Here is a 21,296-nt window from a genome sequence, read left to right as displayed (position 1 = left end):
ATCAGACCGCCCTCATCAGCAGGGTCAGGGCGACGAGCACCGCCGCGCCGCCGAACATCGAGACCGCGTACGACCGCGCGAAGCCGTTCTGGAGTCGGCGGAGCCGTCCGGACAGGCCGCCGACGGAGGCCGCCGTGCCGTTGACGACACCGTCGACCAGGGTGTGGTCGACATACACCAGGGAACGCGTGAGGTGCTCTCCACCGCGGACGAGGACGACATGGTTGAAGTCGTCCTGGAGAAGGTCACGGCGGGCGACCCGGGTGAGCAGCGAGCCGCGTGGGGCCACGGCCGGGACGGGACGGCGGCCGTACTGGACGTAGGCGATACCGGCACCCACGACGAGCAGCACCAGCGTGGCGGCCGTGACCGTCATGGCGCTGACCGGCGAATTGCCCTCCGCATGGCCGGTGACCGGCTCCAGCCAGTGCAGGAAGCGGTCGCCGAGCGAGAAGAACCCGCCCGCGAACACCGACCCGACGGCGAGCACGATCATCGGGATCGTCATGACCCCGGGCGACTCGTGCGGGTGGGGCTCGTTGCCCTGCTCGTCCGGCTGCCAGCGCTTCTCACCGAAGAACGTCATGATCATCACGCGCGTCATGTAGTACGCCGTGATGGCCGCGCCCAGCAGGGCCGCGCCGCCGAGGATCCAGCCCTCGGTGCCGCCCTTGGCGAACGCCGCCTCGATGATCTTGTCCTTGGAGAAGAAGCCGGACAGGCCCGGGAAGCCGACGATGGCGAGATAGCCGAGGCCGAAGGTCACGAAGGTGACCGGCATGTACGTCCGCAGGCCGCCGTATCGGCGCATGTCGACCTCGTCGTTCATACCGTGCATGACGGAACCGGCGCCGAGGAACAGCCCGGCCTTGAAGAAGCCGTGCGTCACCAGGTGCATGATCGCGAAGACGTAGCCGATGGGGCCGAGGCCCGCGGCGAGCACCATGTAGCCGATCTGCGACATGGTCGAACCGGCCAGCGCCTTCTTGATGTCATCCTTCGCGCAACCGACGATCGCACCGAACAGGAGCGTGACCGCGCCGACCACGGTGACCACCAACTGCGCGTCGGGCGCCGCGTTGAAGATCGCGCCGGAGCGCACGATCAGATACACGCCCGCGGTCACCATGGTCGCGGCGTGGATGAGGGCCGAGACCGGGGTCGGGCCCTCCATGGCGTCCCCGAGCCAGGACTGCAGCGGCACCTGGGCGGACTTGCCGCACGCGGCGAGCAGCAGCATCAGGCCGATGGCGGTGAGTCTGCCCTCGCCCACCTTGTCGGCGCTGTCGAGGACCGGGCCGAAGGCGAAGGTCCCGAACGTCGTGAACATCAGCATGATCGCGATGGACAGGCCCATGTCGCCGACGCGGTTGACGAGGAACGCCTTCTTCGCGGCGGTGGCCGCGCTGGGCTTGTGCTGCCAGAAGCCGATCAGCAGATACGAGGCGAGCCCGACGCCTTCCCAACCGACGTACAGCAGGAGGTAGTTGTCGGCGAGGACGAGCAGCAGCATCGCCGCGAGGAACAGGTTCAGATAGCCGAAGAAGCGGCGGCGGCGCTCGTCGTGCTCCATGTACCCGATCGAGTACAGATGGATGAGCGAGCCGACGCCGGTGATCAGCAGGACGAACGTCATCGACAACTGGTCGAGCCGGAAGGTGACATCGGCCTGGAAGCCGGCCACCGGAATCCAGCTGAACAGATGCTGGGTCACCGTGCGGGCGTCGGCGGCCTTGCCCAGCATGTCGGTGAAGAGGACGGCGCCGAGGACGAAGGAGGCACCGGCCAGGAACGTGCCGAGCCAGTGGCCGACCGCGTCCAGCCGTCGGCCGCCGCACAGCAGGACGGCCGCTCCGAGCAGGGGCGCCGCGATGAGCAGCGCAATCAGGTTCTCCACGATTCAGCGACCCCTCACAGCTTCATCAGGCTGGCGTCGTCGACCGAGGCCGAGTGGCGGGTACGGAACAGCGACACGATGATCGCGAGCCCGACCACGACCTCCGCGGCGGCGACGACCATCGTGAAGAAGGCGATGATCTGGCCGTCGAGACTGCCGTGCATCCGGGAGAAGGTGACGAACGCGAGATTGCAGGCGTTGAGCATCAGCTCGATGCACATGAACAGCACGATCGCGTTCCGCCGGATCAGCACGCCGGTCGCGCCGATCGTGAACAACAGGGCGGAGAGATAGAGGTAGTTGACCGGGTTCACTTCGACGCCTCCTCGGTCCGCTTGCGCGTCGGCTCGGGCTTCGCCCGCTCCAGGCGCTCGGCGGCGTGCTGTTCCAGGGCCTTGAGATCGCTCAGGGCCTGGTCGGAGACGTCGCGGATCTGACCGCGGTCCCGCAGCGTCCTGTTGACGGTCAGCTCGGACGGCGTGCCGTCGGGGAGGAGGCCCGCGATGTCCACCGCGTTGTGCCGGGCGTAGACACCGGGCGCGGGCAGCGGCGGTACCTGCGCGCCTTCCCGTACGCGCTGTTCGGCCAGCTCGCGCTGGGTCCGGGCGCGCTCGGTGCGCTCGCGGTGGGTGAGCACCATGGCGCCGACCGCGGCCGTGATGAGCAGCGCGCCGGTGAGTTCGAAGGCGAACACGTACTTGGTGAAGATGAGGGCGGCCAGGCCCTGCACATTGCCGTGGGCGTTCGCCGTGCCGAGACCGGCGAAGTCCTTCAGGGACGCGTTGGCGATCCCCGCGAACAGCAGGACGCCGAAGCCGACTCCGCACAGCAGGGCCAACCAGCGCTGGCCCTTGATGGTCTCGCGCAGGGAGTCGGCCGCGGTGACGCCGACCAGCATCACCACGAACAGGAACAGCATCATGATCGCGCCGGTGTAGACGACGATCTGCACGATGCCGAGGAAGTAGGCGCCGTTGGCGAGGTAGAACACCGCCAGGACGATCATGGTCCCGGCCAGGCAGAGCGCGCTGTGCACGGTCTTCTTCATGAAGACGGTGCACAGGGCGCCGATCACCGCCACCGTGGCGAGGACCCAGAACTGGAAGGCCTCACCGGTGGAGGTGGCGTAGGCGGCGAGCTGTGTGGTCACGTGTCGGCCCCCTGTCCTTCGGCCGCGCTCGACGCGCCCGCCGGCCGCTCTCCCTTGGAGACGGCGACCTGACGCTCCGTACCGGGCGCGGCCTCGGTCACCAGGCCCCGGTAGTAGTCCTGTTCGTCCGCCCCGGGGTAGAGGGCATGGGGGGTGTCGACCATGCCCTCCTCGAGTCCGGCGAGCAACTGCTCCTTGGTGTAGATGAGGTTGGCGCGGCTGGAGTCGGCCAGCTCGAACTCGTTCGTCATCGTCAGCGCGCGGGTGGGGCACGCCTCGATGCACAGGCCGCACAGGATGCAGCGCGCGTAGTTGATCTGGTAGACGCGGCCGTACCGCTCGCCCGGGGAGTAGCGCTCCTCGTCCGTGTTGTCCGCGCCCTCCACGTAGATCGCGTCGGCGGGGCAGGCCCAGGCGCACAGCTCGCAGCCGACGCACTTCTCCAGGCCGTCCGGATGACGGTTGAGCTGGTGCCGGCCGTGGAACCGCGGCGCCGTGGTCTTCTTCTGTTCGGGGTACTGCTCGGTGAGCCGCTTCTTGAACATGGCCCTGAAGGTCACGCCGAAGCCGGCCACGGGGTTCTGGAAACCGGGCTTGGTCTCCTTGGGCTCCTCGGCCATCGGACTCTCAGCCATCGGACGCCTCCTTTCCCTCCGACGTTCCGTCACTGACAGTGTCCGACCCACCACTGACAATCAGCTCCCGCTCCCGTCGCGAGCGGCGCCGCGGGACCGGCGGAAGCGCCTGTCCGGGCAGGGGAGGTACGGGGAAGCCGCCCGCCATCGGGTCGAAGGCGGCGGGCTCCTCGGTGGGCCGCGCGGCCTCCTTGGCCTTCGCTCCGCGGAACATGTCGATGACCAACGACAGCAGCAGCACCGCGAGGACACCGCCGCCGACGTACATGAGCACGTCGCTGAAGCCGTAGTTCTCGTTGCGCAGCGCCCGCACGGACGCGACGAGCATCAGCCAGACCACGGAGACCGGGATGAGGACCTTCCAGCCGAGCTTCATCAACTGGTCGTAGCGGACCCGCGGGAGCGTGCCGCGCAGCCAGATGAAGAAGAACAGCAGCAACTGGACCTTGATGACGAACCAGAGCATCGGCCACCAGCCGTGGTTCGCGCCCTCCCAGAAGGTGCTGATCGGCCACGGGGCCCGCCAGCCGCCCAGGAAGAGCGTGGTCGACACGGCCGAGACCGTCACCATGTTCACGTACTCGGCGAGCATGAACAGCGCGAACTTGATCGAGGAGTACTCGGTGTTGAAGCCGCCGACCAGGTCGCCCTCGGACTCCGGCATGTCGAAGGGGGCGCGGTTGGTCTCGCCGACCATCGTCACGATGTAGATCAGGAAGGAGACCGGCAGCAGCAGGATGTACCAGCGGTCGTTCTGCTGCTCGACGATCGTCGACGTCGACATCGACCCCGAGTAGAGGAACACCGAGGCGAAGGCGGCACCCATGGCGATCTCGTACGAGATCATCTGCGCGCAGGAGCGCAGACCGCCGAGGAGCGGATAGGTGGATCCGGAGCTCCAGCCCGCGAGGACGATCCCGTAGATGCCGACCGAGGCGACCGCGAGGATGTAGAGCAGGGCGATGGGCAGGTCGGTGAGCTGCATCGTCGTACGGTGGCCGAAGATCGAGATCTCGTTGCCCGCGGGCCCGAAGGGGATCACCGCGATCGCCATGAAGGCCGGGATGGCCGCGACGATCGGCGCGAGGACGTAGACGGCCTTGTCGGCGCGCTTGACGATGATGTCTTCCTTGAGCATCAGCTTCACGCCGTCGGCGAGCGACTGGAGCATGCCCCAGGGGCCGTGCCGGTTGGGGCCGACGCGCAACTGCATCCAGGCGACGACCTTGCGTTCCCAGACGATGGAGAACAGCACGGTCACCATCAGGAAGGCGAAGCAGAAGACCGCCTTGAGCAGGATCAGCCACCACGGATCGTGGCCGAACATGGAGAGGTCTTCAGCGGCGAGGTACGGGCTCATGCCTTCGCCTCCTCGGTGGCTTCGGCGGCGGACACGGACGGACCGATACGGACGAGGCCCCCGGGCAGCGCACCCGTGTCGGAGGTGACGCCGCCACCGGTGGAGTTCATCGGGAGCCAGACCACGCGGTCGGGCATCTCGGTGATCAGCAGCGGAAGTTCGACGGTTCCGCGCGGGCCGGTCACGGTCAGCGGGTCGCCGTCCTTGACGCCGACCTCGGCGGCGGTGGCGGCCGACACGCGCGCGTGCGCGGCGTGCCGGGTACCGGCGAGCGCGTCATCGCCCTCCTGGAGGCGGCCCTGGTCGAGCAGCAGCCGGTGCCCGGCGAGCACGGCCTCCCCGGCGAGCGGGCGCGGCAGCGGACCGGAGGTCTCGCGCGGGTCGTCGGCCCGCGGTCCGTCCCAGGCGCCGAGCCGGTCCAGCTCCGTACGCGCGGTGTGCAGATCGGGCAGCCCCAGGTGGCAGTCCATCGCGTCGGCGAGCATGTGCAGCACGCGTGTGTCGGTGGGGGCCAGGGGGCGGGTCATCTGGTCGGGCTTGAGCGCGGCCTCGAAGGGGCGGGCCCTGCCCTCCCAGTCGAGGAAGGTGCCGGCCTTCTCGGCGACCGCCGCGACCGGCAGCACCACGTCCGCGTGCGCGGTGACCTCGCTGGGGCGCAGTTCGAGCGAGACCAGGAAGTCCACCGCGGAGAGCGCGGCACGCGCGCGTGCCGGGTCGGGCAGGTCGGCGACGTCCACCCCGGCGACCACCAGGGCCCGCAGTTCGCCACCGGCCGCGGCCTCGACGATCCCGGCCGTGTCGCGGCCGTAGTGCTGCGGGAGCGCGGCGAGGCCCCAGGCGGCGACGACCTCGTCCCGCGCGCGCGGGTGCGTGACCGGACGCCCGCCGGGCAGCAGCGCGGGCAGCGCGCCCGCCTCCAGGGCGCCGCGCTCCCCGGCCCGGCGCGGGATCCACACGAGTTCGGCGCCGGTCGCCGTCGCGGCGCGTACGGCGGCGGTGAGCGCGCCCGCCACACCGGCGAGGCGTTCCCCGACGACGATGACCGCGCCCTCGGCGCGCAGCGCCTCGGCGGCCCGCGCGCCGTCCTCGCCGAGGCCCGTGCCGCCCGCCAGTGCGTCCAGCCACTCGGTCTCGGTGCCGGGCGCGGCGGGCAGCAGCGTGCCGCCCGTCTTGGTCAGGCCCCGGGTGGCGTACGGGGCGAGCGAGAACACCCGCTGACCGTGGCGGCGCCAGGCCTTGCGCAGCCGCAGGAAGACTCCGGGCGCCTCCTCCTCGGCCTCGAGGCCGACGAGGAGGACGGCGGGGGCCTTCTCCAGGGAGGTGTACGTGGCACCCGTCCCGTCGAGGTCACGGCCGCGTCCGGCGACCCGGGCGGCCAGGAAGTGAGCCTCCTCGCCGCTGTGCACACGCGCGCGGAAGTCGATGTCGTTGGTGTCGAGCGCCACGCGCGCGAACTTGCTGTACGCGTAGGCGTCCTCGACGGTGAGCCGGCCGCCGGTCAGCACCCCGGCCCGGCCGCGCGCGGCCAGCAGGCCCTCGGCCGCGATCTGTAGCGCCTCCGGCCAGGACGCGGGCTCCAGTTCGCCGGACTCGCGGCGCACGAGCGGCCGGTCGAGCCGGTCCTTGAGCTGCGCGTAGCGGAAGGCGAACCGCCCCTTGTCGCAGATCCACTCCTCGTTGACCTCGGGGTCGTCGGCGGCCAGGCGCCGCATGACCTTGCCGCGCCGGTGGTCGGTGCGGGTGGCGCAGCCGCCGGAGCAGTGCTCGCACACGGACGGCGACGAGACGAGGTCGAAGGGGCGGGAGCGGAAGCGGTAGGCCGCCGAGGTGAGCGCGCCGACCGGGCAGATCTGGATGGTGTTCCCGGAGAAGTACGACTCGAAGGGGTCGCCCTCGCCCGTGCCGACCTGCTGGAGCGCGCCCCGTTCGAGCAGTTCGATCATCGGGTCGCCCGCGATCTGGTTGGAGAACCGGGTGCAGCGGGCGCACAGCACGCACCGTTCGCGGTCGAGCAGGACCTGCGTGGAGATCGCGACGGGCTTCTCGTAGGTGCGCTTCCTGCCCTCGAAGCGGGACTCGGCGTGGCCGTGCGACATGGCCTGGTTCTGCAGCGGGCACTCGCCGCCCTTGTCGCAGACCGGGCAGTCCAGCGGGTGGTTGATGAGCAGCAGCTCCATCACACCCTTCTGGGCCTTCTCGGCGACGGGCGAGGTGAGCTGGGTGCGCACCACCATGCCGTCCGTGCACGTGATCGTGCAGGACGCCATGGGCTTGCGCTGTCCCTCGACCTCGACGATGCACTGGCGGCAGGCGCCGACCGGGTCGAGCAGGGGGTGGTCGCAGAAGCGGGGGACCTCGATGCCGAGCTGTTCGGCGGCGCGGATGACCAGGGTGCCCTTGGGCACGCTGATCTCGATGCCGTCGATCGTCAGGGTGATGAGGTCCTCCGGCGGGAGGGCCGCCTGACCGCCCCCGGCGGGAGCGTTGGTCGCCATGGTCATGCGTTCACCTCCGCGGGCTTGTCCGCCCAGGCCGTGGATGTGGCCGGGTCGAAGGGGCAGCCCCGGCCCGTGATGTGCTCCTCGTACTCCGCGCGGAAGTACTTGAGGGAGGAGAAGATCGGTGAGGCGGCGCCGTCGCCGAGGGCGCAGAAGGACTTGCCGTTGATGTTGTCGGCGATGTCGGCGAGCTTGTCGAGGTCGGCCATCGCGCCCTTGCCCGCCTCGATGTCCCGCAGCAACTGCACGAGCCAGTACGTCCCTTCGCGGCAGGGTGTGCACTTGCCGCAGGACTCATGGGCGTAGAACTCGGTCCAGCGGGTGACGGCGCGGACCACGCAGGTCGTCTCGTCGAAGCACTGCAGGGCCTTGGTGCCGAGCATGGAACCGGCGGCGCCCACGCCCTCGTAGTCCAGCGGGACATCGAGGTGTTCCTCGGTGAACATCGGCGTCGAGGAGCCGCCCGGCGTCCAGAACTTCAGCCGGTGGCCGGGGCGCATCCCGCCGCTCATGTCGAGCAGTTGACGCAGGGTGATGCCGAGCGGGGCCTCGTACTGTCCGGGGCTCGCGACATGGCCGCTGAGCGAGTACAGCGTGAAGCCCGGGGACTTCTCGCTGCCCATCGAGCGGAACCATTCCTTGCCCCGGTTCAGGATCGCGGGAACCGAAGCGATGGACTCGACGTTGTTCACGACAGTGGGGCACGCGTAGAGGCCCGCGACGGCAGGGAAGGGGGGACGCAACCGCGGTTGGCCGCGGCGGCCTTCGAGGGAGTCCAGCAGCGCGGTCTCCTCACCGCAGATGTACGCGCCCGCGCCCGCGTGCACGGTGAGTTCGAGATCGAGTCCGCTGCCCAGGATGTTCTTGCCGAGGTAGCCCGCCGCGTAGGCCTCGCGGACGGCCGAGTGCAACCGCCGCAGTACGGGGACGACTTCACCCCGCAGATAGATGAAGGCGTGCGACGACCTGATGGCGTAGCACGCGATGACGATGCCCTCGATGAGGCTGTGCGGGTTCGCGAAGAGGAGCGGAATGTCCTTGCACGTTCCGGGCTCCGACTCGTCGGCGTTGACAACAAGATAGTGAGGCTTGCCGTCCCCCTGGGGAATGAACTGCCACTTCATTCCGGTGGGGAACCCCGCGCCGCCACGGCCGCGCAGCCCGGAGTCCTTGACGTACGCGATCAGGTCGTCCGGCGACATGGCGAGCGCCTTGCGGAGCCCCTCGTATCCCTCGTGCCGCCGGTAGACGTCCAGCGTCCAGGACTTCTCCTCGTCCCAGAAGGCCGACAGGACGGGTACGAGCAGCTTCTCGGGGCTGTCCGAGCCACCCTCGAATCCGCTCGGGCGGGGGGTGCCGTTCTCGGGTGCCAAGGTCATCACTGCCCCTCCTCGTCGACGGGCCCGTCCGACTCGGAAGCGGGTGACGGGTGGTCAGGGTCGGAGGCCGAGGTCTCCTGGGGCGCGTCGTGGGAGCTGAGGTGCTCGGCCGGTGACGGCTCGTGCGGCGCCGCGTCCCGCGGTTCATCCTGCGGCCCGCCGTCGCGGGGGTGCACCACGCGCGCGGCGGCGGTGTCCCCCTTGGCCAGCCGCAGTCCGACCAGCGAGGCCGGTCCCGCCCCGCCGGTCGCGTCGACGGCTCCGTCCCGTTCGTCGGGGAAGCCGGCCAGCATCCGGGCCGTCTCCTTGAACGTGCACAAGGGGGCGCCGCGGGTGGGGTCGACCCGGCGGCCCGCGCGCAGGTCGTCCACCAGGCGCTTGGCGCTCTCCGGGGTCTGGTTGTCGAAGAACTCCCAGTTGACCATCACGACCGGTGCGAAGTCGCAGGCCGCGTTGCACTCGATGTGCTCCAGGGTGACCTTGCCGTCGGGGGTGGTCTCGTCGTTGCCGACGCCCAGGTGCTCCTGGAGGGCGGCGAAGATCGCGTCGCCGCCCATCACGGCGCACAGCGTGTTGGTGCAGACGCCCACCTGGTAGTCGCCGGAGGGCCTCCGGCGGTACATGGTGTAGAAGGTGGCGACCGCGGCGACCTCGGCCGTGGTCAGCTCCAGCATGTCCGCGCAGAACCGCATCCCGGTGCGGGTGACATGGCCTTCCTCCGACTGCACGAGGTGCAGCATCGGCAGGAGAGCGGATCGCGAGTCCGGGTAGCGCCCGATGATCTCGCGCGCGTCCGCTTCGAGGCGGGCTCGGACGTCGTCCGGGTAGTCCGGTGCGGGCAGTTGGGGCATGCCCAGGCCGACGCCGCGCTCCGAAGAACTGGTGGTCACCGGTCGACGCCTCCCATCACGGGGTCGATGGACGCGACGGCGACGATCACGTCGGCGACCTGGCCGCCTTCGCACATCGCCGCCATGGCCTGAAGGTTGGTGAAGGACGGGTCGCGGAAGTGGACCCGGTAGGGGCGGGTGCCGCCGTCGGAGACGACGTGCGCGCCGAGTTCGCCCTTGGGTGACTCGACGGCCGCGTACGCTTGTCCCGGCGGGACGCGGAACCCTTCGGTCACCAGCTTGAAGTGGTGGATCAGGGCCTCCATGGAGGTGCCCATGATCTTCTTGATGTGGTCGAGCGAGTTGCCGAGTCCGTCCGGGCCCAGGGCCAGTTGGGCGGGCCAGGCGATCTTCTTGTCGGCGACCATGACCGGGCCGGGCTGCAGCCGGTCCAGGCACTGCTCGACGATCCTGAGCGACTGGCGCATCTCCTCGAGGCGGATGAGGAAGCGGCCGTAGGAGTCGCAGGTGTCGGCGGTCGGGATGTCGAAGTCGAACGTCTCGTAACCGCAGTAGGGCTGTGTCTTGCGCAGGTCGTGCGGCAGGCCCGCCGCGCGCAGGATCGGGCCCGTGGCGCCGAGGGCCATGCAACCGGCCAGGTCGAGATAGCCGATGTCCTGCATACGGCCCTTGAAGATCGGGTTCCCGGTGGCGAGCTTGTCGTACTCCGGGAGGTTCTTCTTCATCTTCCTGACGAACGCGCGGATCTGGTCCACCGCGCCGGGCGGCAGGTCCTGGGCGAGTCCGCCGGGGCGGATGAAGGCGTGGTTCATCCGCAGACCGGTGATCAGCTCGTAGAGGTCGAGGATCATCTCCCGGTCGCGGAAGCCGTAGATCATGATCGTGGTGGCGCCCAGCTCCATGCCTCCGGTGGCGATGCACACCAGGTGGGAGGAGAGCCGGTTCAGCTCCATCAGGAGCACGCGGATGAGCGTGGCACGGTCCGGGACCTGGTCCTCGATGCCGAGCAGCTTCTCGACGCCGAGGCAGTACGCCGTCTCGTTGAAGAACGACGTGAGGTAGTCCATGCGCGTCACGAACGTCGTGCCCTGCGTCCACGTGCGGTATTCGAGGTTCTTCTCGATACCGGTGTGGAGATAGCCGATGCCGCAGCGGGCCTCGGTGACGGTCTCGCCCTCGATCTCCAGGATGAGCCGGAGCACACCGTGCGTGGAGGGGTGCTGCGGACCCATGTTGACGATGATGCGCTCGTCGTCGGCGCGGGCCGCGGACTGGACGACCTCGTCCCAGTCACCACCGGTGACCGTGTAGACGGTGCCCTCGGTGGTCTCGCGCAACGACGCGGAGGCAGGGATCTGTGTGCTCATGAGTACGACCTCCGCTGGTCCGGAGCCGGGATCTGGGCGCCCTTGTACTCGACGGGGATGCCGCCGAGGGGGTAGTCCTTGCGCTGCGGATGGCCCTGCCAGTCGTCGGGCATCATGATCCGCGTCAGGGCCGGGTGACCGTCGAAGACCAGACCGAAGAAGTCGTAGGTCTCGCGCTCGTGCCAGTCGTTGGTGGGATAGACGGCGACGAGCGAGGGGACGTGCGGGTCGGCGTCGGGGGCGCTGACCTCCAGCCGGATCAACCGGTTGTGCGTGATCGACCGCAGATGGTAGACGGCGTGCAACTCCCGGCCCTTGTCGCCGGGGTAGTGCACTCCGCTCACGCCCATACACAGTTCGAAGCGGAGCGCCGGGTCGTCACGCAGGATCTGGGCGACGGCGACGAGGTACTCGCGCTCGATGTGGAAGGTCAGCTCACCGCGGTCGACGACGGTCTTCTCCAGCGCGTTGCCGGGGACGATGCCCTGTTCCTCCAGCGCGCCCTCCAGTTCGTCGGCGACCTCGTCGAACCAGCCGCCGTACGGGCGGGTGGCCGCGCCCGGCAGCCGCACGGGGCGGACAAGGCCGCCGTAACCGGAGGTGTCCCCGCCGTTGTTGGCGCCGAACATGCCGCGCTGGACGCGGATCTCCTCGCCGTGATCGCCGCGCATCCCGGGGAGGTTGGCGGTGCCGAGATCCTTCTCGGGATTGACGCCGTTGCCGTTCGCGGCGGCCCCGTTCGCGCCGTTGCGCGGTGTGTTCGCGCCGTTGCTCTTCGGGTCGCTCATCGCAGCAGCCCCTTCATCTCGATCGTCGGGAGCGCCTTGAGTGCCGCTTCCTCCGCCTCGCGGGCCGCTTCCTCGGCGTTGACTCCGAGCTTGGAGCTCTGGATCTTGTGATGGAGCTTGAGGATCGCGTCCATCAGCATCTCCGGGCGCGGCGGGCAGCCGGGCAGATAGATGTCGACGGGGACGATGTGGTCGACGCCCTGGACGATCGCGTAGTTGTTGAACATGCCGCCCGAGGAGGCGCAGACCCCCATGGAGATCACCCACTTGGGAGCGGGCATCTGGTCATAGACCTGCCGCAGGACCGGCGCCATCTTCTGGCTGACCCGGCCCGCGACGATCATCAGGTCCGCCTGGCGCGGCGATCCCCGGAAGACCTCCATACCGAAGCGCGCCAGGTCGTAGCGGCCGGCGCCGGTGGTCATCATCTCGATGGCGCAGCAGGCGAGTCCGAAGGTCGCCGGGAACACCGACGACTTGCGCACCCAGCCCGCGGCCTGCTCCACCGTCGTCAGAAGGAATCCGCTCGGCAGCTTTTCTTCGAGTCCCATGACGTATAGCCCCTCAGTCCCATTCCAGGCCGCCGCGCCGCCATACGTACGCGTACGCGACGAAGACGGTGAGCACGAAGAGCAGCATCTCCACGAGCCCGAAGATCCCGAGGGCGTCGAAGGTGACGGCCCACGGGTAGAGGAAGACGATCTCGATGTCGAAGACGATGAAGAGCATCGCCGTCAGGTAGTACTTGATGGGGAAGCGCCCGCCACCGGCCGGCGTGGGGGTCGGCTCGATACCGCACTCGTAGGCCTCGAGCTTGGCCCGGTTGTACCGCTTCGGACCGATCATCGTGGCCATGACCACGGAGAAGATCGCAAAGCCTGCCCCGAGGGCTCCCAGTACGAGGATGGGCGCATACGCGTTCACCGCTCCTCGCTCCTCTCAGTCGGCACTGACTGCTGGCGGTTGGTTGAGCCACAGCCGCCCCACCTGTCCCACGAGCCCCGCTCGCCCCAACGAAGATCGCTAACATGTGAAGCAGGTCACAAGCCCAACTGCCCCGCATCCTATGCCCGGCCGCATGTGATCTGCGACACGGGGGTCGCTACGTACTTTGTGATCTTCACCACCCGACGAAGGATCATGAAGTCGGATGAGCGGTGACCTTCGCACGCGAAGCAGTCAAGTGATCACCAAGAGGTGACAATTTCGATCGTTCTCGCTGGTAGACGCCGTCTCGCCAATATCAAGAGTAGATCGTCCAGGGCAAATTGGCTTCGGGTCGGATCCCTTGATAATGGGATGCGTTCACACATCAGGGGGAGGAGTGGGGACGTAAGTGGACACGTGCACGCGTTCACGAGCGGGGCGCGCCCCCATGAGTGCGGAAGCGATCACCGCGAACGAGAGGGCGCGCGAGACGCGGACGGTCGTCCCACGCGAGACGCGCTCGCCATGGTGACCGTTCCGTGACCTCTGCCACATGGACATGTGGTCGACATAAAGCGGGCTTGGCCACTCATGGTGACGAGTGGTAGGCGCGGGGCAATTCGGACGTAACAGCGATAACCCATGATCACAGGCATGATCACCACTGTCCGGTTTGCCCGTTACGGCGTCAATAAAGGCCGACACGCCCGGGGTTCGCAGGAGCGATCGAGCAACTGTGGCGCAGCCCACGTTTCTTGAAGCGACGGACGGCCCCCTGATACCGCTAGTAGCCATGTCCCACACCGCTCACATACGTAGCCACCGGAAGCCCCGCAACCGCAGCGCGTCTTCTCTCGCGATGCGGGCCGGAGTTGCCGGTGGCGTCCTCGGCACCCTGGCCGTCGCAGGCTCGTCGGCCTCCGCCTACGCAGCCGAGCCGGTGACGCAGACCCTCGAACTGCCCACCCTCACGGCCGACCTGGCCGCGCAGGCCGCCCAGTCCGCGGAGACCACCCAGCAGGTCGCCGCCACCTACCAGTTGCAGGCCGAGCGCGACGCGGCCGTCTCGAAGGCCGCGAAGCAGGCCGAGGCGAACCTCGCCAAGGCCAAGAAGAAGGCGGCGGAGGCCAAGAAGAAGGCCGAAGCCGAGCGCAAGGCGGAGGCCGAGCGCAAGGCCGAGGTCGCCGCCTCGCGCGGCACCGAGCGCACCGTCCTCACCGACGCCGCGCCGGTCAGCGCCTCCACGAGCGTCTCGTCCGGCACGGTGAACAGCGGCTCCACCGCCACCGGTTCGGCCGCCACGGTCATCGCCTTCGTCAAGGCGCAGCTCGGCGACGCGTACGTCTCCGGCGGCACCGGTCCCAACTCCTGGGACTGCTCCGGCCTCGTCCAGGCCGCGTTCAAGCAGGTCGGCGTGGACCTGCCGCGCGTCTCGCAGAACCAGTCGACCGCCGGTACGCAGGTGTCGCTGAGCAACCTCCAGCCCGGCGACATCCTTTACTGGGGCGGCGCGGGCAGCGCGTACCACGTCGCGGTGTACGTCGGTGACGGCATGTTCGTCGGCGCGCAGAACCCGTCCAGCGGCGTCGTCGAGAAGCCGCTGTCGTACGACCCGCCGTCCGGCGCCGTCCGCGTCCTCTGAACACAGCGGCTCCGACAGGCTTTCCACGTTCCCCATGAGGGCTGCCGCACCGATCGGTGCGGCAGCCCTTCGGACGTTGACGCGCCGTCACCCGCATCGACGCGGATGCGCGGATTCAGACCAGCGGGAACACGCGCGTCACCACGGCGACGGGCCGGGCCCCCTCCGGCCGGATGGTGGGCCGCTGTTCACGGTCCTCGTAGCGGGTGAGCGCACGGCGCATGATGTCCGCGACGGCCGCCATCTCCTCCGGCGTGAGATAGACGACGGCGCTGAACGCCTCGTCCCGCCGCCACTCCTCCGGGACCTGTTCCTTCTGCGCGAGCCACTGCTGGTAGCTCTCGTCCTCCAGGCCGCGCGCGAGGTCTCCGAATCCCGCCGGTTCGGGTGCCTGCCCCCGCAGCCGCCACGGCTTGGCCCGTCCGCGGCTGACCGGCACCTCCTCGATGCGTCCGTACCGGGCGAGCTGACGCAGATGGAACGAGCACAGGCCGGAGCTGTAGCCGAGCCGGGCGGCGGCCTCCGTGGCGGTGACGGTGCCCACCTCGGCGAGCAGCGCCAGCAGGGCGGTACGGACCTCGTGCTCGGGGAGCACGGTCTCGGACGGCCGGCTCACATCGTCTTCGGTCACTCTGTCTCCAGATCTCACTCTGTCTCGGCATCTACAGGTGCTTTGCAAAGTCTGCTACTTTGCAAAGCACCTGACAAGCGGCCGAGCGGCAACGAGGAGCAGCGATGCCCACCGTGTTCGTGCAAGGGAAGCCCGTCGACGCGTACCCCGCGGTGGCGCCGGAGGCGCGGCGCGGCGCCGTGCGGCGGATCACCGAGGTGGGCGAGGCGGTGCTGCACCGGCCCTGCCGGAAGGTCACCGCCGCGGAGTTCGGCTCTCCGGAGCTGTCCGCGCTCATCGACGACATGTTCCTGATGATGTACGTGGCCGACGGCTGCGGGCTCGCGGCGAACCAGGTGGGGGTGGACCTCCGCCTCTTCGTCTACGACTGCGCCGACGAGTACGGCGACCGCCATGTCGGCCACCTCGTCAACCCCGTGGTGGACGAACCGGACACCACGGGCCGCCGCCTCCTCGACGAGCCCGAGGGCTGCCTGTCCGTGCCCGGCGCCACACGGGAGGTGCCGCGGCCCGACCGTGCCGTGGTCCGGGGTCACGACAAGGACGGCGTACCGCTCGTCATCGAGGGCAGGGGCTACTTCGCCCGCTGCCTCCTCCACGAGACGGACCATCTGCACGGACACGTGTACCTGGACCGGCTGTCCAAGCGCGACCGCAGGGACGCGCTCCGGCAGATGGCGGACCGTCGCGAGGAGGTGTTCGCGCGACGCGCGGCGAAGGAGGCGGAGCTGAGCACTCCGTAGAAGCACTCCATAGGAGCACTCCGTAGGACCGCTCCGCCCCCGGGCCTCACGCCCCCGGGCCTCACGCCTTCGGGCCTCACGCCTTCGGGGCCACCTTCGACAGGCCGTTGATCACCCGGTCCATCGCGTCCCCACCCGTCGGGTCCGTCAGGTTGGCCAGCAGCTTCAGCGTGAACTTCATCAGCAGCGGATGCGTCAGACCGCGCTCCGTGGCGACCTTCATGACCTTCGGGTTGCCGATGAGCTTCACGAACGCGCGGCCCAGCGTGTAGTAGCCGCCGTAGGTGTCCTTGAGGATCTTCGGGTAGTTCCGCAGGGCCAGTTCGCGCTGGGCGGGGGTCGCGCGCGCCACCGCCTGCACGATGACGTCCGCGGCGATCTGACCGGACTCCATGGCGTAGGCGATGCCCTCGCCGTTGAAGGGGTTGACCAGGCCGCCCGCGTCACCGACGAGCAGCAGGCCCTTCGTGTAGTGCGGTTGGCGGTTGAAGGCCATGGGCAGCGCGGCGCCGCGGATCGGGCCGGTCATGTTCTCCGGCGTGTACCCCCAGTCCTCGGGCATCGAGGCGCACCAGGCCTTGAGGACCTCGCGCCAGTCCAGCTCCTTGAAGGACGCCGAGGTGTTGAGGACGCCGAGGCCGACGTTGCTGGTGCCGTCCCCCATGCCGAAGATCCAGCCGTAGCCGGGCAGCAGCCGCTCCTGGCCGCCGCGCCGGTCCCACAGCTCCAGCCAGGACTCCAGGTAGTCGTCCTCGTGGCGCGGGGAGGTGAAGTACGTACGGACCGCGACGCCCATCGGGCGATCCTCGCGGCGGTGCAGTCCCATCCCCAGCGACAGCCGCGAGGAGTTGCCGTCCGCGGCCACCACCAGCGGCGCGTGGAAGGTGGCTTCGCGCTTCTCCTCGCCCAGCTTGGCGTGGACGCCGGTGATCCGGCCGGTGCGGTCGTCGACGATCGGCGCGCCCACGTTGCAGCGCTCGTACAGGCGCGCGCCCGCCTTCTGCGCCTGGCGGGCCAGTTGCTCGTCGAAGTCGTCGCGCTTGCGGACCAGGCCGTAGTCCGGGTACGAGGCGAGATCCGGCCAGTCGAGCTGGAGCCGTACGCCACCGCCGACGATGCGCAGACCCTTGTTGCGCAGCCAGCCGGCCTCCTCGGAGATGTCGATGCCCATCGCCACGAGCTGCTTGACCGCGCGGGGCGTCAGGCCGTCGCCGCACACCTTCTCGCGCGGGAACGCGGTCTTCTCCAGGAGCAGGACGTCGAGCCCGGCCTTGGCCAGGTAGTACGCGGTGGTGGAACCGGCTGGCCCGGCCCCGACGACGATCACATCGGCGCTGTGTTCGGTAAGGGGCTGGGGTTCGGTCACGGCGGGGTTCTCCACAGGACTCGACGGCACGGACGGCACCAGCGGCGGCGACAGCGGCGACCGCCGCGAGATCCACGGTGAGATCCGCTGTGAGATCCACTGTGAAATCCGCGACGAAAAGGGCGTGCTGACGGGCGCTGGACATGGGCAGTCTATTCAGCGGTACCGATCTCCTGGCTGAAGGGCTGTCTCCCGTGAACCGAGCACTCCCCGATGTGCGGCTGCGCGTTCCCACCGACGAGGACGCCGTCGCCTGGCACCGGGTCTTCGCCGACCCCGAGGTCATGGAGTTCCACGGCGGCCGGGCCGCCGAGCTGTCCGTCTACGAGGAATTGACGGCCCGCCAGCGTCGGCACGACGCCGAGCTGGGCTTCTGTCTGTGGACCGTCCTCGACGAGTCGGGCGCGGCCATGGGGTTCACGGGCGCGCAGCCCTGGCCGCGCGAGTGGGGCCCGAAGGGCGAGATCGAGATCGGCTGGCGGCTCGGCCGCGCGCACTGGGGCAAGGGGTACGCCACCGCCGCCGCGCTCGCCACGCTGGAGCGGGTACGGGCGGCGGGCGTGAGCAGCGTGGTGGCCATGGTCGACGCCCGCAACACCCGCTCGATCGCGGTCGCCCAGCGCCTCGGCATGGGCCTCGCCGAGGTGTTCACGACGCCCGGCGGACGGGAGGGGCACTGCTACCGACTCGCGTTGTGACGCTGGGTAGTTGATTGCCACAGAACGACACAGAGCGCTTCCGGGTGACACCCTCGGCCGGTTACCCTTCCGGGTACCGCTGGGGGTGACATCTGTGCGTATACCACCCAAGACACCCGAAGTGCGTGTGCCGCGGCTGGTCGGTCTGATGGCGGTGGACGCGCGCGAAGCCGCCGCGCGGCAGGGCGTCCTGCCGGCCGCGCCGGACCGGCCGGACTTCCACCGCACGGTCGTCGACCACGTCGTCCGCCAGTACCCGCCGCCCGGCACCGAGGTGCCCCGGGGTGCCGCGATCACCGTGTGGTTCGGCCTCGGTGAGGGCGAGGGCGGTGGAGGCGCGGGGGTGCGCGAACCCCGCCCGCAGGTCCGACCGCCGGGCGGACTCCACCGTGAACTGGACGAGCCCGCAGGCAGGTTGCCCGGCTGAGACCGTGGAGGCCGCTGAGACCGTCAGGCCTTGAAGCCGCGGTGCAGCGCGACCACGCCGCCCGTCAGGTTGCGCCACGCCACCTTCGACCAGCCCGCCGTACGCAGCCGCTCGGCGAGCCCCGGCTGGTCGGGCCAGGCGCGAATGGACTCGGCGAGGTAGACGTACGCCTCGGGGTTGGACGACACCGCGCGGGCCACGGGCGGCAGCGCGCGCATCAGGTACTCGGTGTACACGGTCCTAAAGGGCGCCCAGGTCGGATGCGAGAACTCGCTGATCACGACCCGTCCGCCCGGCTTCGTCACCCGGTACAGCTCACGCAGGGCCGCGTCCGTGTCCTGCACGTTGCGCAGTCCGAAGGAGATCGTCACCGCGTCGAAGACGTCGTCCTTGAACGGCAGCCGCGTCGCGTCGCCCGCCGTGAACGGCAGCCAGGTGTGCCGCTTCTTGCCGACGCGGAGCATGCCGAGGGAGAAGTCGCAGGGGACGACGTACGCGCCGGTACGGGTGAAGGGGAGCGACGAGGTCGCCGTGCCCGCCGCGAGGTCGAGGATCCGCTGCGCGGGGCGCGCGTCGACCGCCTTCGCGACCTCCTTGCGCCACAGCCTCGCCTGTCCGAGGGACAGCACGTCGTTCGTCAGGTCGTACCGTTCCGCCACGCCGTCGAACATCGAGGCGACATCGTGCGGCTGCTTGTCCAGGGATGCGCGGGTCACGGTCCCCATTGTGGCAGCACGGGACGGACGTACCGCAGGCGCCCGGCCCTACACGCGTCACCCGCGCGCCATCGCCGCCGACGCGGTCAGCGGCGGCGGTGCACCAGCCGTCCCGCGAGGACCGTCGCCACACACGTACCGGCGCCCCGCTCGGCGAGCGCCGCCTCGTCCGGGGCGTCGAACACCGCGAACGTGGCGTCCGCGCCCTCGGGCGGGAACGGCGAGACCAGCGCGTCGGCCAGGGTCCGCCCGGCCAGCGGATCGAGGCTCGGCCGACCCGCCGGGGCCGCGGACCGCGCCCGTAGGCCCAGCCCGGCACGGTGCACGGCGTCCCGCACCGCGGGACGGCTCGGCTCCCCGGCCACGGCGACCGTCCCGTGCGCCAGCATCCGCTGCACACCGCGCCGCGCGCTCGCGCCCCAACGGGTGTCGGTCATGGGGAGCGCCGCGAGGGCCTCGTCCAGGAGCGGTTCGGTGCCCAGTTCGTCGGCCTCGCGCGGGTCGGGATGGTAGGCCCGCTCCAGCAGTTCGGGGCCGTACGGGTTCACCAGGCCCGGCGTGAGAAGTCCCGGCCAGCGCCGGACGCGGGCGGCCGGATGCGCCCCCGCCAGGTCCTCGTACGGACCGATGCCCGCGCACACCCGCCCGTCGACCAGCACCGCGCCGCGCACGAGGGACGGCCGCTCCCGGTCCCCCGTGATCAGAAGGTCGGCGGCATGAATCGTCAACACGGGAAGGCCGGTTGGTTCAGTCGGTCCAGCCGGTTCAGTCGGTTCACCTGGCGTCGAGCAGCTTCAGTTCCGGATGCGCCGTACCGCCCTCGATCGCCGTCGAGGAGATGTGCGACGCGACCCGCTCGTCGGCGGGGTCGTTCGCCGGGTCGTCGTGGACGGCGAGGTGCTCGTACGTGGTGGATCGCTGGGCCGGAACGCGTCCCGCCTTGCGGATCAGGTCGATGATCTCCTGGCGGTTGGAACGGTGCTTGGCACCGGCCGAGGAGACGACGTTCTCCTCCAGCATGATCGAGCCGAGGTCGTCCGCGCCGTAGTGCAGGGAGAGTTGACCGATCTCCTTGCCCGTGGTCAGCCACGAGCCCTGGATGTGCTGGACGTTGTCGAGGAAGATGCGGGCGATCGCGATCATCCGCAGGTACTCGAAGATGGTCGCCTGCGTGCGGCCCTTCAGATGGTTGTTCTCGGGCTGGTAGGTGTACGGGATGAAGGCCCGGAAGCCGCCCGTGCGGTCCTGTACGTCACGGATCATCCGCAGGTGCTCGATGCGCTCGGCGTTGGTCTCGCCCGTGCCCATGAGCATGGTGGCCGTCGACTCGACGCCGAGGTTGTGCGCGATCTCCATGATCTCCAGCCAGCGCTCGCCGCTCTCCTTGAGCGGCGCGATGGCCTTGCGCGGGCGCTCGGGCAGCAACTCCGCGCCCGCCCCGGCGAAGGAGTCGAGCCCGGCGGCGTGGATGCGCGTGATGGCCTCCTCGACCGTCACGCCCGAGATCCGCGCCATGTGCTCGACCTCGGAGGCCCCCAGGCTGTGGATGACCAACTGCGGGAACGCGTCCTTGATGGCCCGGAAGTGCTTCTCGTAGTACTCGACGCCGTAGTCCGGGTGGTGACCGCCCTGGAACATGATCTGGGTGCCGCCGAGTTCGACCGTTTCGGCACAGCGCCGCAGGATGTCCTCGAGGTCGCGCGTCCAGCCCTTGGCGGTGTCCTTCGGAGCCGCGTAGAACGCACAGAACCGGCACGCCGTCACGCACACGTTCGTGTAGTTGATGTTGCGCTCGATGATGTACGTGGCGATGTGCTCGATGCCCGCGTACTTACGGCGGCGCACGGCGTCGGCGGCAGCGCCCAGCGCGTGCAGCGGCGCGTCGCGGTAGAGGACGAGCGCTTCGTCGGGAGTGATCCGCCCACCTGCAGCGGCGCGGTCGAGGACGGCTGTGACATCAAGGGACGTGAGGTCGGCCTTCTCGGTCACCGGGCGTGCCTTTCGTAGGGGAACAACAGGCGCGAAGCGCGTTCCGAACAGGGGTGAGGGGACGGGCGGACGGACCGATCCAGCGTACGTCAGGGGGTTCAGCGAACGGACGTCAGGCTGTTCGGCCGTGCGCCGGGACAGGGGCGCCGGTGTCATACGGCGTACGCATCGGCGAGCAGCCCGGCGACGGTGCTGCGAAGCCTGCCGATTCGACCAGTCACACGGTGACCCG

General features: G+C 69.6%; 21 protein-coding genes. 4 read left to right on the top strand and 17 right to left on the bottom strand.

The genetic code is table 11. From position 1 onward, the window contains the following. Position 1: 1 nt before the first annotated feature. From nuoL to NGF19_RS10950, 12 genes are read right to left on the bottom strand one after another with little or no spacing between them, the layout of a single operon-like run. Entirely contained in the window at positions 2-1,897 is a 1,896-nt protein-coding gene (gene nuoL / locus NGF19_RS11005) for an NADH-quinone oxidoreductase subunit L (RefSeq protein ID WP_252424473.1), read from the bottom strand. A 14-nt stretch (positions 1,898-1,911) separates the two neighbouring features. Continuing rightward, positions 1,912-2,211 (bottom strand): NADH-quinone oxidoreductase subunit NuoK, encoded by a 300-nt coding sequence (gene nuoK / locus NGF19_RS11000; protein ID WP_252424471.1) that lies wholly within the window; start codon positions 2,209-2,211, stop codon positions 1,912-1,914. Beyond that, positions 2,208-3,047 carry an NADH-quinone oxidoreductase subunit J gene (locus tag NGF19_RS10995; protein WP_252424470.1) on the bottom strand — a complete coding sequence of 280 codons (840 nt, stop codon included), beginning with the start codon at positions 3,045-3,047 and terminating at the stop codon, positions 2,208-2,210. The genes nuoK and NGF19_RS10995 overlap by 4 nt, the downstream gene beginning before the upstream one ends. After that, entirely contained in the window at positions 3,044-3,667 is a 624-nt protein-coding gene (nuoI, locus tag NGF19_RS10990) for an NADH-quinone oxidoreductase subunit NuoI (RefSeq protein WP_252424723.1), read from the bottom strand. The genes NGF19_RS10995 and nuoI overlap by 4 nt, the downstream gene beginning before the upstream one ends. Before the next feature lie 7 nt (positions 3,668-3,674). Beyond that, positions 3,675-5,042: an NADH-quinone oxidoreductase subunit NuoH gene (nuoH, locus tag NGF19_RS10985; protein WP_252424468.1), complete on the bottom strand. Its 1,368-nt coding sequence runs from the start codon at positions 5,040-5,042 to the stop codon at positions 3,675-3,677. Further along, complete coding sequence (locus NGF19_RS10980; RefSeq protein ID WP_252424467.1) at positions 5,039-7,543, bottom strand: NADH-quinone oxidoreductase subunit G; 2,505 nt, start codon at positions 7,541-7,543, stop codon at positions 5,039-5,041. The genes nuoH and NGF19_RS10980 overlap by 4 nt, the downstream gene beginning before the upstream one ends. Continuing rightward, positions 7,540-8,919 (bottom strand): NADH-quinone oxidoreductase subunit NuoF, encoded by a 1,380-nt coding sequence (nuoF, locus tag NGF19_RS10975; protein ID WP_252424465.1) that lies wholly within the window; start codon positions 8,917-8,919, stop codon positions 7,540-7,542. Before nuoF ends, NGF19_RS10980 begins: the two co-directional genes overlap by 4 nt. Next, complete coding sequence (nuoE, locus tag NGF19_RS10970) at positions 8,919-9,809, bottom strand: NADH-quinone oxidoreductase subunit NuoE (protein ID WP_252424463.1); 891 nt, start codon at positions 9,807-9,809, stop codon at positions 8,919-8,921. The genes nuoF and nuoE overlap by 1 nt, the downstream gene beginning before the upstream one ends. Then, entirely contained in the window at positions 9,806-11,137 is a 1,332-nt protein-coding gene (locus NGF19_RS10965; protein ID WP_252424461.1) for an NADH-quinone oxidoreductase subunit D, read from the bottom strand. The genes nuoE and NGF19_RS10965 overlap by 4 nt, the downstream gene beginning before the upstream one ends. Next, entirely contained in the window at positions 11,134-11,925 is a 792-nt protein-coding gene (locus NGF19_RS10960; protein WP_252424459.1) for an NADH-quinone oxidoreductase subunit C, read from the bottom strand. The genes NGF19_RS10965 and NGF19_RS10960 overlap by 4 nt, the downstream gene beginning before the upstream one ends. Continuing rightward, positions 11,922-12,476, bottom strand: a complete 555-nt coding sequence (locus NGF19_RS10955) for a NuoB/complex I 20 kDa subunit family protein (protein ID WP_252424457.1) — start codon at positions 12,474-12,476, stop codon at positions 11,922-11,924. Before NGF19_RS10955 ends, NGF19_RS10960 begins: the two co-directional genes overlap by 4 nt. Positions 12,477-12,489: 13 nt before the next feature. Further along, on the bottom strand, positions 12,490-12,849 hold the full coding sequence (locus tag NGF19_RS10950) for an NADH-quinone oxidoreductase subunit A (protein ID WP_252424455.1): 360 nt from the start codon (positions 12,847-12,849) through the stop codon (positions 12,490-12,492). A 796-nt stretch (positions 12,850-13,645) separates the two neighbouring features. Between NGF19_RS10950 and NGF19_RS10945 the strand changes: the two genes are divergently transcribed. After that, positions 13,646-14,494 (top strand): C40 family peptidase, encoded by an 849-nt coding sequence (locus tag NGF19_RS10945; RefSeq protein WP_252424453.1) that lies wholly within the window; start codon positions 13,646-13,648, stop codon positions 14,492-14,494. A 115-nt stretch (positions 14,495-14,609) separates the two neighbouring features. Here the strand turns inward: NGF19_RS10945 and NGF19_RS10940 are convergent, their stop codons facing one another. Beyond that, positions 14,610-15,125 (bottom strand): winged helix-turn-helix domain-containing protein, encoded by a 516-nt coding sequence (locus NGF19_RS10940; protein ID WP_252424451.1) that lies wholly within the window; start codon positions 15,123-15,125, stop codon positions 14,610-14,612. A gap of 104 nt (positions 15,126-15,229) precedes the next feature. Between NGF19_RS10940 and def the strand changes: the two genes are divergently transcribed. Further along, complete coding sequence (gene def, locus NGF19_RS10935; protein ID WP_252424449.1) at positions 15,230-15,868, top strand: peptide deformylase; 639 nt, start codon at positions 15,230-15,232, stop codon at positions 15,866-15,868. Between the two features lie 76 nt (positions 15,869-15,944). Here the strand turns inward: def and NGF19_RS10930 are convergent, their stop codons facing one another. Next, positions 15,945-17,234, bottom strand: a complete 1,290-nt coding sequence (locus tag NGF19_RS10930; RefSeq protein ID WP_252424447.1) for a geranylgeranyl reductase family protein — start codon at positions 17,232-17,234, stop codon at positions 15,945-15,947. A gap of 194 nt (positions 17,235-17,428) precedes the next feature. Between NGF19_RS10930 and NGF19_RS10925 the strand changes: the two genes are divergently transcribed. Together NGF19_RS10925 and NGF19_RS10920 are read left to right on the top strand one after the other, a co-directional pair. Next, positions 17,429-17,932: a GNAT family N-acetyltransferase gene (locus tag NGF19_RS10925; protein ID WP_252424446.1), complete on the top strand. Its 504-nt coding sequence runs from the start codon at positions 17,429-17,431 to the stop codon at positions 17,930-17,932. A gap of 94 nt (positions 17,933-18,026) precedes the next feature. Then, on the top strand, positions 18,027-18,359 hold the full coding sequence (locus NGF19_RS10920) for a PASTA domain-containing protein (protein ID WP_252424445.1): 333 nt from the start codon (positions 18,027-18,029) through the stop codon (positions 18,357-18,359). Between the two features lie 23 nt (positions 18,360-18,382). On the opposite strand, the gene NGF19_RS10915 is transcribed toward NGF19_RS10920, so the two are convergent. The 3 genes from NGF19_RS10915 to mqnC all read right to left on the bottom strand — a co-directional run bounded on the left by NGF19_RS10915 (position 18,383) and on the right by mqnC (position 21,064). After that, positions 18,383-19,075 (bottom strand): demethylmenaquinone methyltransferase, encoded by a 693-nt coding sequence (locus NGF19_RS10915; RefSeq protein ID WP_252424444.1) that lies wholly within the window; start codon positions 19,073-19,075, stop codon positions 18,383-18,385. Positions 19,076-19,161: 86 nt separating this feature from the next. After that, complete coding sequence (locus NGF19_RS10910; protein WP_252424443.1) at positions 19,162-19,806, bottom strand: amidohydrolase family protein; 645 nt, start codon at positions 19,804-19,806, stop codon at positions 19,162-19,164. Between the two features lie 43 nt (positions 19,807-19,849). After that, positions 19,850-21,064 carry a cyclic dehypoxanthinyl futalosine synthase gene (mqnC, locus tag NGF19_RS10905; RefSeq protein ID WP_252424442.1) on the bottom strand — a complete coding sequence of 405 codons (1,215 nt, stop codon included), beginning with the start codon at positions 21,062-21,064 and terminating at the stop codon, positions 19,850-19,852. Between the last annotated feature and the right edge of the window lie 232 nt (positions 21,065-21,296).

It is taken from the genome of Streptomyces macrolidinus (assembly GCF_023887685.1).
In the GTDB taxonomy this organism is placed as follows: domain Bacteria; phylum Actinomycetota; class Actinomycetes; order Streptomycetales; family Streptomycetaceae; genus Streptomyces; species Streptomyces macrolidinus.
This window is presented reverse-complemented; position numbering and strand designations above follow the sequence as displayed.

Excerpts from the sequence above, each read along its gene's own strand:
- nuoI (WP_252424723.1), bottom strand. The coding sequence starts at position 3,667 with ATGGCCGAGGAGCCCAAGGAGACCAAGCCCGGTTTCCAGAACCCCGTG.
- nuoH (WP_252424468.1), bottom strand. The coding sequence starts at position 5,042 with ATGAGCCCGTACCTCGCCGCTGAAGACCTCTCCATGTTCGGCCACGAT.
- NGF19_RS10980 (WP_252424467.1), bottom strand. The coding sequence starts at position 7,543 with ATGACCATGGCGACCAACGCTCCCGCCGGGGGCGGTCAGGCGGCCCTC.
- nuoF (WP_252424465.1), bottom strand. The coding sequence starts at position 8,919 with ATGACCTTGGCACCCGAGAACGGCACCCCCCGCCCGAGCGGATTCGAG.
- NGF19_RS10965 (WP_252424461.1), bottom strand. The coding sequence starts at position 11,137 with ATGAGCACACAGATCCCTGCCTCCGCGTCGTTGCGCGAGACCACCGAG.
- NGF19_RS10960 (WP_252424459.1), bottom strand. The coding sequence starts at position 11,925 with ATGAGCGACCCGAAGAGCAACGGCGCGAACACACCGCGCAACGGCGCG.
- NGF19_RS10955 (WP_252424457.1), bottom strand. The coding sequence starts at position 12,476 with ATGGGACTCGAAGAAAAGCTGCCGAGCGGATTCCTTCTGACGACGGTG.
- NGF19_RS10945 (WP_252424453.1), top strand. The coding sequence starts at position 13,646 with ATGTCCCACACCGCTCACATACGTAGCCACCGGAAGCCCCGCAACCGC.
- def (WP_252424449.1), top strand. The coding sequence starts at position 15,230 with ATGCCCACCGTGTTCGTGCAAGGGAAGCCCGTCGACGCGTACCCCGCG.